General features: G+C 42.5%; 12 protein-coding genes and 2 pseudogenes. 6 read left to right on the top strand and 8 right to left on the bottom strand.

All coding sequences use genetic code 11. The annotated features are described in order from the left end of the window. Positions 1-5 precede the first annotated feature (5 nt). From TT11_RS10460 to TT11_RS10445, 4 genes are all read right to left on the bottom strand, one after another. On the bottom strand, positions 6-227 hold the full coding sequence (locus TT11_RS10460) for a hypothetical protein (protein WP_261870399.1): 222 nt from the start codon (positions 225-227) through the stop codon (positions 6-8). 83 nt (positions 228-310) lie between these two features. Beyond that, the gene (locus TT11_RS10455) at positions 311-1,987 is read right to left on the bottom strand and encodes a di-heme oxidoredictase family protein (protein WP_370587836.1); all 1,677 of its coding nucleotides are present in this window, start codon (positions 1,985-1,987) and stop codon (positions 311-313) included. Between the two features lie 285 nt (positions 1,988-2,272). After that, positions 2,273-3,733, bottom strand: a complete 1,461-nt coding sequence (locus TT11_RS10450; RefSeq protein ID WP_261870398.1) for an imelysin family protein — start codon at positions 3,731-3,733, stop codon at positions 2,273-2,275. 356 nt (positions 3,734-4,089) lie between these two features. Further along, complete coding sequence (locus tag TT11_RS10445; RefSeq protein WP_057761553.1) at positions 4,090-4,746, bottom strand: OmpA family protein; 657 nt, start codon at positions 4,744-4,746, stop codon at positions 4,090-4,092. Between the two features lie 376 nt (positions 4,747-5,122). Here TT11_RS10445 and TT11_RS10440 point away from each other — a divergent pair. The 6 genes and pseudogenes from TT11_RS10440 to minE all read left to right on the top strand — a co-directional run bounded on the left by TT11_RS10440 (position 5,123) and on the right by minE (position 9,830). Beyond that, a pseudogene (locus TT11_RS10440) lies at positions 5,123-6,087 on the top strand (acyltransferase). A gap of 357 nt (positions 6,088-6,444) precedes the next feature. Then, positions 6,445-6,975 carry a hypothetical protein gene (locus TT11_RS10435; RefSeq protein WP_261870397.1) on the top strand — a complete coding sequence of 177 codons (531 nt, stop codon included), beginning with the start codon at positions 6,445-6,447 and terminating at the stop codon, positions 6,973-6,975. Between the two features lie 107 nt (positions 6,976-7,082). Continuing rightward, on the top strand, positions 7,083-7,538 hold the full coding sequence (locus TT11_RS10430; protein ID WP_261870396.1) for a hypothetical protein: 456 nt from the start codon (positions 7,083-7,085) through the stop codon (positions 7,536-7,538). A gap of 71 nt (positions 7,539-7,609) precedes the next feature. Continuing rightward, positions 7,610-8,434 carry a septum site-determining protein MinC gene (gene minC / locus TT11_RS10425; protein ID WP_261870395.1) on the top strand — a complete coding sequence of 275 codons (825 nt, stop codon included), beginning with the start codon at positions 7,610-7,612 and terminating at the stop codon, positions 8,432-8,434. 289 nt (positions 8,435-8,723) lie between these two features. Then, positions 8,724-9,537 (top strand): annotated as a pseudogene (gene minD, locus TT11_RS10420) (septum site-determining protein MinD). A 2-nt stretch (positions 9,538-9,539) separates the two neighbouring features. After that, positions 9,540-9,830, top strand: coding sequence for a cell division topological specificity factor MinE (gene minE, locus TT11_RS10415; protein ID WP_201570690.1), 291 nt, complete (start codon positions 9,540-9,542; stop codon positions 9,828-9,830). Between the two features lie 19 nt (positions 9,831-9,849). On the opposite strand, the gene TT11_RS10410 is transcribed toward minE, so the two are convergent. From TT11_RS10410 to TT11_RS10395, 4 genes are all read right to left on the bottom strand, one after another. Further along, positions 9,850-10,443, bottom strand: a complete 594-nt coding sequence (locus TT11_RS10410; protein WP_261870391.1) for a cytochrome b — start codon at positions 10,441-10,443, stop codon at positions 9,850-9,852. A gap of 138 nt (positions 10,444-10,581) precedes the next feature. Continuing rightward, the gene (locus TT11_RS10405) at positions 10,582-11,079 is read right to left on the bottom strand and encodes a hypothetical protein (protein WP_261870390.1); all 498 of its coding nucleotides are present in this window, start codon (positions 11,077-11,079) and stop codon (positions 10,582-10,584) included. A gap of 17 nt (positions 11,080-11,096) precedes the next feature. Next, positions 11,097-12,092, bottom strand: coding sequence for a chemotaxis protein CheB (locus tag TT11_RS10400; RefSeq protein WP_261870389.1), 996 nt, complete (start codon positions 12,090-12,092; stop codon positions 11,097-11,099). After that, positions 12,082-13,560 carry a response regulator gene (locus tag TT11_RS10395; protein WP_261870387.1) on the bottom strand — a complete coding sequence of 493 codons (1,479 nt, stop codon included), beginning with the start codon at positions 13,558-13,560 and terminating at the stop codon, positions 12,082-12,084. The genes TT11_RS10400 and TT11_RS10395 overlap by 11 nt, the downstream gene beginning before the upstream one ends. Positions 13,561-13,576 lie beyond the last annotated feature (16 nt).

Below are 13,576 nucleotides of genomic sequence, written 5' to 3'. Positions count from 1 at the left end.
ATGCGTCAAGTACGTTTTTGCAGTCTCAGGCTGATATCTACTGCTACGATTTGCTCAGTACTTTCTTTGCTGTTTTCTACTGAGCTGTCAGTAGCTGCACTGTCTTGCACAACTTTTTGGCTGTCTACGTCTGCAGCTTTGTTGTCATCGGCAGGTTTGACACAACTGATCAGCAGTCCAGCACTCAATGCAGATAGCGCCATTGCCAAAGCGTGGTTTATTTTCATAGGTTTCTCGGTAATGTTATAGGTAGTAATTTATAGCGTTTTTATACTGGTCTTATAATAGCGACTTTATTACAGTGATTTTATTACAGCGACTTTAGGAACGCATTAAGCTCTGCGCGACCTTGTTTGTCTAACTTCAATACTTGTTGCTTTTGCTTTTCGGCTTCTCCGCCATGCCATAAAACAGCTTCCATCAACGTACGGGCACGGCCATCATGCAAAAACGTCGCTTGAGGATCAACTGTCTGCGCAAGCCCCACGCCCCAAAGTGCTGGTGTACGCCATTCATAAGAGTTGGCTAAAAACTCAACTTGTGCATCTTTTGGTGGCAGTTTGCCAGCAATCGTACGATCAGCGAGATCATCGCCCATATCGTGCAATAGCAAATCTGTGTAAGGATAAATCACTTGTCCATGCTGCTCAAGATGATCATCGTCGGTTTTTGGCAACTGATATCTTGGCGTATGACAGCTTTGACAACCCATGTCATAAAAACGCTTTTTGCCAGCCAGTACGAGCTTATCATCCGCATTACGGCGATGCGGCACTGCTAGATTTCGAGTATAAAACTCTACAAATTTCGCGACCTCATCATTTACTTCCACAGGTGATTTACCATTGCCCTGTTCATCAGCACCTGTCGCTGCATTTAGGCAAGCGGTCTGCGTTGGCATACATGACTCGTTAGGACGGATGTTGGACGTCAGACCCATGTCTTCGTTAAAGGCACTTTGGTTTTGAGTAATCAGTTTGGTTTGACCAGCTTTCCACCCAAATCGTCCAAGCGCCCGCTTGCCCGTTTGCGGATCCATGACCCAGTTAAATTTACCACTGATATCACCATTGCTACTGTCGCTGGCTTGTTTTTTAATGTCATCGTCAGGTATTTGCTCTAGTAGCCCAAGCCCAATCATTGGTAGCGCCACACGCGGCGATACCATCATGTCATCGTCAAAAGCACCGTAACCAGGTTTGGTCAAATTAAACGTTGGCGCACGTAGTGTCTCGACATACCCGTCAGCAAAGGTAACTGGTTTGTCTGTCCACTGCACTGCGATTCTTGCTTCAGCAGGTACGCCCTGAATACCGCGATCTTGTAGCTGGCCACCATACATAGGATGAGCTACCTTTTCAATTAGCGAATCCTGTAGCTGCTGGCGCTGCTCATCAGTCGTCGCTGGCATAGACAAACGAATTAACAAACTATCAGCATCGTCATCGGCAGTCATCGGCGCATGACCTCGCCCATCTTTGACATGACAGGACTGGCAAGCGGCCACATTGAATAATGCACCCAGCCCATCACGACTATCAGTACTAGCAGGAGCAACGACCCATGGCTGTTTGAAAAACGCATTACCAATAAAGAACGACCCTTTTCGAGAAGCTGCTAGGTTTGATGAAGGCTTTGAGTAGCTTTCAGCACTGCTAATACTAATACCAGAGTCACCGCCCTGCTTAATCTCTTGAGGGTCAAAGCTCACCAGTTGCTGCATCGGCACGCCTGCCAGTGTTTCTATATTTTTGGCGTTTTCAGACGATAGCAATTGGCTGTTTTCAGTGCTGCTTTCATTACTTGAGGCCTGATCTAAAGTGTTAGCAGAAACATGGTCAGAATTGTCGTCAGAAACGCTATCAGATGGTTGACATGCACTGATGGCCATTGCACTCGCGATAATTAGCGCAAGCTTAGAGGGTATATGTCGTAGGATTTGAGTAGCAAGAGGAAAATCAGAGGGGTTAACATAATTGGCGTTCATAGAAATTCAGTGCCTTAGCGCTAGAGTAGAACCATTAAAATTTTGTCATACCATCTCATTATATGTCGTCACAATCATTGCTTATCGACATATAATGGGGTGGTACACCGGCCAATTGGCTTATTTAATGCTCGTAAAAATGCGTTGCCAACGGTGGCTGACAACGCACGTATTATATCTAATCTAAGTATCTAATAAACAGCGGTTACTGACCTACAACGACTAATAAAACGTCGCAAAGCCAATGAAAGGCTTTTAAATAAGTGCCGCTAGCTTAAATTTTTCTTAAAACTGTGACCCTGCATCTGCGTCTAGATTATCGATACCAACTGCTTTTGCAGCGTTTTCGATACTGGCCGTCAGCTCTTGTAAGCTAGTGATGCCCGCTTCAACCCATCCACGACGGACGTTTTGTTCTTCAGCAGAGATACCTTCTTGGCTAGCTTGACCGACAGTTGCAATCATCTGATCAATCTTGATACCGTCTTTTTCGCCTTTTTCAACGATAACGTTGAACGCGCCTTCTACTTTGTTGAACTCAGCAGCCAACTTATCAGCAGCTTCTGTGTGGCCGTTATCCGTTAGATAATCTTTGATACCGTAGCCGCCCACTGTCTTACCAGCGACTGTTGTATAGCTACCATTAAAGACGTTTTGGATACCGCGTGCATTATTGGCATAGCTCAAATGAGTCAAATCACTAAAGCATTCGTGCTCATCTTCAGTAGAGCCAGTAACAAAAGCGACCTGCATACGCTCAGAAGCCAACTCACCTAATGCTAGGCTACCCATTTGATACATAATTTGGCGCAGACCATTGTCATATTTGCGCGCTATCAAATCACTACGTAAGGTATTCTCAGTATCAGGCTGCCACTGAGCTTCCATCGCGGTCAAATCATCGACCAATAGTTGAGTTGCAGCAGTTAAGAACTCACCACGGCGCTCACAGATACTGGCATCCTCATTGACGGTCTCACCACTAGTACACTGTCCGGCTTCAGTCGCATAGTCAGTGACTGGGCGATTACCTGCACCTTCTTTCACACCGTTGTTGTCTTGACCCCACAGCATAAACTCAATCGCATGATAGCCAGTCGTTACGTTGGCTTCACTACCACCGATTTCATTCATTTCTGCGAGTAGCTCAGGTGTGATTGTACTGGTATCTTGCTTGATACTACCGACAGTAATGCTGTCGCTATTGATGATATTCTCTTGGCTGTTATATTCGCCTTCATAGTCGTCACCAACATAATCAATCAGCGCTTCATCAAGTGGCCAAGCATTGATCTGCCCTTCCCAGCTATCGATGCTGTTGATAGTACGTTTGTCATTAGCAGTCACAAAGCCTTCATCAAAACGGAAAATCTCAGTTTGTGAATATGGCTGACGTGCTGCTTTATAGGCAGCCTTTGCAGCATCAAGGTTTTCTTGTGTTGGAGTGGCCACGTAAGTTTCTACCGCAGTTTGTAGCGCTTTGGCCGTGTCCAACGAATCTTTATAAGCGGCGTGTGCCATATTTGCATAACTGATAATCAATCTATCAATATGTGCTTTTTCGGCAGCAGTCATCTCTGAATTATCAGCTGTCTCTGTGTTTGCTACTTCTGTTTGCGTTTCTGTCGCAGCATTGGTGTCTTCATCGGCTTGCTTTGTACAGCCCGACACCATTAACAATCCTGCAAGTGCAACAGCTAAAGTAGTTGGTAAAAGCTTACGGCTCGTTACTGTGGTAATTGTCATACATATCCTCAAGAAATATAGCAAAAAAATTCGTTTTGGTTAAGTAGCCTCAATTATTTTGATAATCAAGCCATGTTACAGCAGGCTATCTTAGCCATGCACATTGACTCTCAGTGCGCACGATAAGACGTTTAATATTGCATTAATAGCAAACACTGACAAATTATAGTGTTATTGATAATCATTATCAATATTTAATTTAATATTAACTATATCTATCAATCATCACTATTTTATTCAAACTGAAAACACAAAAAAAGAGCCAGCATATCGCTGACTCTTTTTGAAATATATGTGCTCAAATATCTAGCACATACTCAATAGTTATATAACTATTTATTAGTTATAGCTATTGATTAGTTTACGCTCTGTGGTGCGTTAACTGTTAACTCAACACGGCGGTTTTGACCACGGCCATATTCAGTGTTGTTGTCTGCGATTGGACGTGACTCGCCGTAAGCAACAACGTTTACACGGTTTGAAGCAACACCGCGAGCTGTCAAGTAGTTAGCAACTGAGTAAGCACGATCACGTGACAGACCCATGTTATAAGATGCTGAACCTTTGCTATCAGTGTGACCAGCGATAGTAATTGTGTTTTGGTTGTACTGGTTCATCGTTGAAGCAAGCTTATCAAGCGTTGGCTTGAATGATGAGCTAAGGGTTGCATCATCAAATGAGAACGTGATGCTACCTGGCATAACCAAATCAATGTTACCAGTGGTTGGATTTTGCTCAACAGTTACGCCTGTACCAGCCATTTGCTGCTCAAGTTGACGAGCTTGACGCTCCATGTAGTAACCAACGCCTGCACCTAGTGCTGCGCCGATAGCTGCATCACGACCAGTTTTGTCGCCGCCTGTTGCTTTTGAAATAGTTGCACCACCTGCTGCACCAACTAGACCACCCAGAGCAGCTTTGTTTAGACGCTGTTGTCCAGTGTTTGGATCTGTTGTACAACCGCTAAGTGCTAGACCTGATGCTACTGCTGCAATCATTAAAGTATTACGCATAATATTTCCTCTTAAGTTTAAAAAAATCGTGCTTTTTATAAAGATTGTCCGTTAATCTTTTTTAAGTACTTATCTACACTACCCATTATTATGGCAACTAGAACCTATCTCTGTGTAATATTTTGTCATACCTATGTATGAGAAGTGCAGGTTATATTTCAATGATTTTATAGGTCAAATCTTCGCGCCTTGCTACCACTAGTCACGTTTACAACCGTACACTACAACATGTTTCTGCTAAAATTATATCGCTAGATTTGTCGGCTTTAAATAGTCATGATTTAAAGCTTTACGTTCATAATATTCCTGACTTGACTAGGACAGATTCAGCGACATACGGCTTATTATTAATCAGATAGACTGAAAAGGATTGAGCATGCGATTGACATCTACCATTCGAAAAATGCATAAACGTTCGCCTAAACTGGGCAAAGCTGTGTCGCTTGCAACAGCTACTGGTGTCATCGCCGCCAATAGCTTCGGTGGTAGTATTCCTTTATGGCTAATGGGCGTCGGTAAAGTCATTACTGGTGCCTCTATTGCAGACAAAGCCGTCATCAAAATTGCTACTCACTGGATCAGCAGCAACAGTGCCTTGATCGATAACATGTTGCCTCGCAAAGATTGGCGTATCAACCTACCGGACGATATCCATACCAATGGTAAATACCTGCTAGTGAGCAACCACCAATCATGGGTCGATACTAGCATCGTGCAGTATATTGGCGAAAAACGTTTGCCACTTACGCGATTTTTTTTACCAAGTTTGAGCTGATTTACATTCCTATCGTTGGTCAAGCTTTTTACTTTTTAGACTTTCCAATGATGCGCCGACACTCAAAAGAAGCCATCGCCAAAAATCCTGCGTTAAAAGGCAAGGACATCGAAGAAGCCAAACGTGCCTGCGCCCTACTAAAAGACAAACCGTTTACCTTATTAAATTATTTGGAAGGTACTCGTTTCACCAAAGCCAAACAAGCTCAGCAAAAATCGCCTTATAAGCACTTATTGAAACCTCGTGCAGGCGGATTGTCATTGGCTATTAGCGCACTAGGTGAAGATATCGATGGCATATTAGACATGACCATCGTATATCCTGATGGTGTACCAAGCTATGGCGATCTTTGGAAAGGTAATATCAAACGCTTGGGGGTTGACTTGCGGTACATTGACATACCAGATGCGTTGTTCGAAAGTATCAAGCAAGGTGGCTACGAAAATGACGAGGATACAAAAGCTCAAATGTTCGACTGGGTTGAACAAGTGTGGCGTCAAAAAGATGAACGAATTAGCACTATGTTGGCAGATTTTGAAACCAATCCTAAAGCGCAAGATGCCTAACAAAGATGCTCAGTAATACTAAACTGGCTGACTGTTAGACCTTATAAAATACCAAGCACAGTCTATGCAAGCGTACTAAGTAGTAAATATCGATAATGAGATAAAAAGTTATAGGGCAATAAAGTTACGGGTACAAATGTCACAATAGTCATATCTTACTTATGATGCTACTGTTAAAACAGCCATGCATCATAAGTAAATTTTAATCAAAGATGGGTTGTTTTTTAGCCTTATTCATTGATAATGTGACTAATCATGAACTCATAGATTTTCGATGTCTACTTTAATAGTAAATAGTAGTAAATATCGAACTCTTACCCATTTTTTTGTGCCATTTATTACTTATAAGGTATGACTGTGCCCACCTCTACTACTAGCTCGCCGTTAGCTACCGAATCTGTTTTGAGTCAGCCTCCTTATCCAATAAATGATGAGCCGCCAAAATCGAACCATCCAAAGCCGAGTCGCTTTAAGCTCACTTACGATATCGTTATGATTATTGCCATCAGTATTGATCTGCTATTGATCAGTATCGATGCTATTTTGATGAGCAATTTTAGTAGTAATGCTGCCAATTGGCTAACGGTGAGCGACGCACTTATCTGGTATCAAACAACGTTGCATGATCCTCTACGCACTGCTGGAGGTTTTTTTACTATCTTTTTGGTTATTGAGTTGCTATTGCGCTGGGCGATTGCCATCAAACAAAAAAGTCTATTATCGCTGGTTCTTTTTCCCATTCGTTCATTGGTACGAAGTATTAGGCTGCTTTCCGCAGCTACGTGCTTTACGACTGCTGCGAGCGGTCGTTATTGGACGACGTCTATATCAGCTTGGCTATCAAGTACTGCCGCAGACGTGGATCAACCGAATCAAATTCTACATTGACCTACTGTTAGAAGAGCTCTCCGATCGCGTTATTTTGACAGCGATACAAAACTTTCGACAAGAACTAACCAGTTCAGACACGCACAAATCATTCATTGAGTCGACGATTGCAAAAAAATCGAAATAAAATTGAAGCGGCCGTATTGTCCGTACTGCGTACAGAGCTTGCACCAAAGCTGCAGGAACTGACTGCCTTATCAGGTGGCGGCAGTATATTGGCGAGCGAGATGGGCAATGCTATTGAAGAAGGGTTGGCCAATACACCTGAGTTGCGCCGCTATCTACGCATGATACCTATCGCGGGCAGCCTGATTGAGTCACAGCTACATCACGTTGGGCACAATATCGGTGAGAACGTCGTAAATGCATTGAACAAGCGACTTTTAGACCCTAAGCGCTTGGATATATTAATGATGGAAATTGCTAGCGGTATTGCGCAAATAGATACTAATAATACAGCGCTAGATACTTTAATTTCTAGTATCATTGATGACAGTTTGACTGCGTTTGAAGCGCAAGTAAAAGTGCAGCAATGGAAGCACCAAGATATACTAAATCTATAGTTTAGCTATCTAATAGCATGATGTAATAAGAGACATAATACCGTGACAGAATTATTTTTAAGGGTTTGTATATGACAGTTTCAGCTAACGATAACCAGACTGCACCAGCGCTAGCTTTCTACGGCAAGATGCTGACGTTTTCACGCGTACAGTTTAGTACAAGCGATTTAGCAGCTATAGAAGCTCAGCTAACTGAAACGCTCAGTAATAAATCGAGCAATATTCCTATCCTTATTGATAGTGACGTTGAGCAGGATTTATCAGCATTGGTAGAGCTGTTATGGGCATGGGGATTGCAGCCTATTGGCGTGGTGACGGGAGTGCTGGATGCGCAAGCACGTGAGCAGCGCTTAGCGATATTTCCAGCAGATGGTAAGCGTATTGAACGTATATTACCAAGTAAAAAAGCCCCCATCCCTACTCAAAAGGCAGTAGAGAACAACAACGCCGAAGTAGTTAATGCTAATAGCGTCGATGATACTTCTACCACGAGCGAACCTGCTACTGAAACGACACTATCTAATATGCCAACCGAGACATTGGTAAGTACCCAGCATATTACTAGCTTAATCTATGATCAAATGCTGCGTTCAGGACAAAGCCTCAATCACGTTGGCGGCGACTTGATTTTGACCAGTAGTATTAATAGCGGGGCTGAAGCGATTACTGACAATAGCTTGCATGTATATGGCCGTGCACAAGGGCGTTTGGTGGCAGGCGCAACAGGGGATAAAGATGCCCGTATATTCTGCCAAGTCTTTAATCCTTCACTGGTGTCAGTAGCAGGAACCTATTGCTTACGAGACAACTTACCTGAGCATGTTATCGACAAGTCGGTGCAAGTAAAATTTGTAGAAGGCGAAGGCTTAGTGTTTACCGTGATGGATGAAGCTTAAGACGCCATTAAAAATAATACACGGTGAAGTGACTTTATAGAAAACTAAGGTAGTTAAGCTGCTCTATTCAACAAGCCAAAAAGCATGACTATGACCCTACCAATACCACGCAAAGAGGCTAATTGAGCGATAAATAGGTTGTTTTTCTGCTTTAGTATCGAGCTGCTATAAATTTTTGTTTATTTATGCTAGGCTAGCTTCGAAGATAGTGTATATATGTTAGGTAAATAACATGTAATTTTGCTATTTATATAAAAGATATCCCATTGATTCATAGGAGTGTGCCATTGTGGCGAAGATAGTTGTAATCACTTCAGGTAAAGGCGGTGTGGGTAAAACCACGACAAGTGCTTCTTTTGCCGCTGGTTTGGCATTACGTGGCTATAAAACAGTTGTTATCGACTTTGATGTAGGTCTACGTAATCTAGACTTAATCATGGGTTGCGAAAACAGAATTGTTTATGACTTCGTAGATGTCATCACTGGAAACGCGCGCTTGTCGCAAGCACTTGTCAAAGACAAACAGCTTGAAAACCTATATATCCTGCCAGCTAGTCAGACGCGTGATAAAGACGCATTGACAGACGAAGGGGTATCAGAGGTAATGGCTGAACTCTCTAAACAGTTTGACTACATCATTTGTGACTCACCTGCTGGTATTGAGCGCGGTGCACAGCTAGCGATGTACCATGCAGATGAAGCTATTATCGTCACTAACCCTGAGATCTCTTCAGTACGTGACTCAGATAGAATCATCGGTATTCTGCAGAGTCAGACGAAAAAAAGTAGAAGAGAACCAAGGGACTGTTCGCGAGCATTTGATTATCACTCGTTATAATCCTGAACGTGCGGCTGCCAATGAGATGATGGATATTGATACTATCTCAAATGATATCCTAAAAGTTCCACTACTTGGTGTTGTTCCTGAGAGCCATTCAGTGCTTGAAGCGTCCAACCATGGCGAACCAGTTATTCATTATACCGACTCTGTTGCTGGTCAATGTTATGAAGACATTGTCGCCCGTTTCTTGGGTGAAGAGCGTCCACTACGTCATATTGACGTGAAGAAAAAGAGTCTATTACAGCGCTGGTTTGGAGGATAATGATGACTAAGAAAAAAGGATTTTGGAGTAGCCTATTTGGTACTGACGACAACAATAACGCAGGTAGCGCAAATTTAGCAACTGAGCGTTTAAAAGTTATCGTTGCTAGCGAAAACAGATTGAACAATCGCTTAACGGTTGATCGTATCGAGAAAATGAAACGTGAAATCTTAGAAGTTGTGAACAAATACGTTAACGGCGTGCAGATTGATGATGTCAATATTAATCATCGTTCTGAAGACAGCTTAGATGTGTTAGAAATGAATATTAATTTACCTGAGCATAAGAAATAGCATTCTAACAGTCCGTGTTTTATTGACGAATAAAAAAGCCCCAAGTGTGATACTTGGGGCTTTTTGATGTTGATCGATTATAGATTATTTCATACGGGCAATAAGATTGTCTTTTTTTGACAAACTGATGGTATAACGCGGCTGCTATATGCAAAACCGTAAAACCAATAATCATTGGCCAGATAATCTCAGTATGCAAGTTATTGTAAAAACGAGCCAAACTTCTATCTGGGGTCACGAATACAGGTATCTGAAAAATACCAAAAATATCGACTGGTCGACCGCCATATACTGCCATCAATAAGCCAACCATTGGCATAGCAATCAGTATGGCATAGAGAGCAAAATGTGAAAGCTGAGATACGAGCATTTGCCATTTTGGCATAGCTAACGGTGGTGGCGCCTTAGTAAAAACGCGGTTGATGACTCGAGCAATCATCCAGAATAATAAGCTCACGCCGAACGCTTTATGGTATCCAATAAACATATTGCTATCTAAATTCTCATATAGCAGTATCATTATCCATGTGGCTAACAGTAAGGCTGCACTAATCCAATGAAAAATACGGCTACTAACCGACCACTTTGATACATTCGAGTTGGCATTATTCATGAGTGACTCTACTACCTTTATCAGGAATTATCTCTAATCAGTTTTATAAGCCAGCTAATGCTCTTCAACAGATGAAGTCATTAACATTACTGGCTTACTATTTATAGAACGGAGAATACCTTAAATAGCGATAAGAATCTAGCTATCCGAATCAATCAGGTGATAGGCAATTTGATCCAAGTCTGGCACTAAGTAGATTTCGTCATCAATCATCACTGTTTGATATAGGTAGGATGAGACGTCATTTTTATCAAAATATTCTTCCCTACCTTCGATATTAGCACCACTAAATTGTTCAGGTGTCTCTACATCTTTCACTTCAGAAATTCGTGCTTGCAGCTGACGCAAATCACCTGCCGTCTGTAAGGCAAAACGGTGATCAGTCGTATTACCTTCCAAAACAATCATTTTGTCTGGAGCTTGATCTTGCAGTAGCAAATTAAATACAGCCAAATCTTGTTGTTGCCAGTCGTATTTAGAAACCTGCTGCTGGAACTCATCCACACTCAAAATTAGGCTACTTGGAATAATCCAGTCCGGCTGGTTAACTGCTGGAACAATAGTGACGTCAAGCATACCGTTGTTGGTAGTCAACAGACTCACAGCCTCAAACGAATGTTTTAAAATTTGTGTCATACGTCACTCGCAATAAGTTAATGTGAATGGCTAGCTGCCTTTTCACCAATGTAATCGGTTAGTTTTTTTGCTAAATCGGTAGGGCTACCAACAAAATTGCAATACCCTGAGTCAATGATAGCCTGAGGCTGACTTGGACATGCACTCAAGCTCGGATCTTGTGCCCATAATTGACTGTTATTGTCTTGGATTAAGTCTAGATACTGAGAGCCATCATTACCCATACCTGAAAATATAATATTAATAAGCTCGCTACCATGAACATCACTGGTATTTTTGAGCAGCTGCCCAATTGCAGGCTTATATTCACCATGCCAATCTTGATCCAATAGTATCACGCGACCTGTTGAATCGCAGACAACCTGCTTATCAATAGGGACTATCAGACACTCTCCTGCTCGTAGCCGCTGTGAAGAAGCGATAATCTTACAGCGCCAGTCATTGTGACGGTTAAGTATGCGGGGCAACGTACCAATCATGGCCTGATTGAAATGATGCGCCAATAAAATACAAATTGGCAGTGTGGCTGGCACATTATCTAAGAATTCTTTAACCGCACTAGGGCCACCCATAGAAGCACCCAAAAATACGACATAATGCCAGTCAGTATCAGCACTCTTGTAAGCTGGAGCATCTACCAATATTGGCAAGTCAAGCAGTTGAGCAAATTTACGCTTCAACTTACGCTGCCATTTTGCATATTCTTGTGATTCGTTTAGATACGGAGCCTGACTGAAGCCTACCAGTACTGCTGCTGGTTTAGATGCCACCGTCGCTATTGCCACACTGTCATCATAATCACTGTCTATCAGCCAAATATCGATAGCTGAATTAGAAAGCTCACCTGTCTCCTGCCACTGTGCTCGTGACACACAGCCGACTAGCATAAAGCCGAAACCACGTACCGTATCTGAAAAAGCCATGCGCTGGCGGTGGTCTTCTGCCACCACCATCACTTTAATATCGTTTCTATTTTTCTTTCGCAGCGCTAAAACACGTGCATTATCCTTCATTAGTCAGGCTGACCCCTTCACCTAGTAGTTTTTGCATTTTATCAAGCAGCTCTTTTTCTTGGAATGGTTTACCCATATAGTCATTCACACCAATCTCTAAGGCACGCTCACGATGCTTTTCGCCAGTACGTGACGTTATCATAATAATCGGAATTTGCTTTAGACGACTATTATGTCGGACTTGAGTGGCGACCTCGAAGCCGTCCATACGAGGCATTTCGATATCAAGCAATATCATGTCTGGTGTCATATCTTGCAATATCTCAATTGCATCAATACCATCTTTAGCGACTGCCACATTGAACCCTTGACGCTCTAAGAAACGTGAGGTTACTTTACGTACCGTCACGGAGTCATCGACGACTAAAATGGTAGATTTAGATTCTATACGTCCTCTTTTAGCATCAGCAGCTTTCGTAATATTCTTGACCAATTGCGCATTACGCATAAGAGCAATCAGATCTAAGATGAGCATGACCGAGCCATCACCCATGATAGTAGCAGCTGAAACTCCTGGAATATTTGATAACTGTTGACCTAAAGGTTTGACAACAACTTCTATGCGCGAACCTGCAATCTGATCCACTTGCAAAGCAATATTCTGTCCGGTACGGTTTTTAATAATGATAAGCGGTAAGCTAGTATTGGTATTTACGACCAACTCATTCAACTTATTGCCTGATAAAATCTCATTTAAATAACGTACTCGATACTCAGTGTCTTCAAAATTCAATGTGGCATCATTTGATTGATAATAGTCATAGAGCTTCTCTGGATTCACTCGAACCACACGCTCAATCTGTACCAATGGAATCGCATAGTAGCGATCTGCAGCACGAACAACCAATGCGTCAGACACGGCTACCGTCAATGGTAGGCGCATCGTAAAACTTGAGCCTTTACCCAACTCTGAAACGACGGATACTGAGCCACCTAGTTGACGAATTTCACTAATAACAACGTCCATACCAACGCCGCGTCCAGAAATCTGAGTCACTTGCTGACTAGTACTCAATCCAGCGTTGAAAATATATTGCATAATATCAAGGTCTGATAGACTATTATCGTCTGCATCAATTAGACCCTGAGAGATGGCTTTGCTACGTACTGCTTCAACATCAATGCCTCGCCCGTCATCTGTTAATTGGATGACGATCTCACTACCTTCACGATGCACTTCAAGGGTGATACGGCCACTACGCTCTTTGCCTGACTTCAGACGGGTTGAGGTGGTTTCAATACCATGGTCGACAGCATTACGTAACATATGCTCAAGCGGTGACGTAATGCGCTCTAGGATGGTTCTATCCATCTCGTCATCAGCATTAATGATGGACAGTTCAACAGACTTATTAAGCTCGTTAGCTGTTTGACGTACGATACGTTCAAGACGTGGTGTCAAGCGCGTAAATGGTACCATACGTGAATTCATCAAACCATCTTGCAGTTCAGTCTGGGTACGAGACAACTGTAGCAGTAGGCTT

The organism is Psychrobacter sp. JCM 18901, from assembly GCF_000586435.1.
Lineage (GTDB): Bacteria > Pseudomonadota > Gammaproteobacteria > Pseudomonadales > Moraxellaceae > Psychrobacter.
This window is presented reverse-complemented; position numbering and strand designations above follow the sequence as displayed.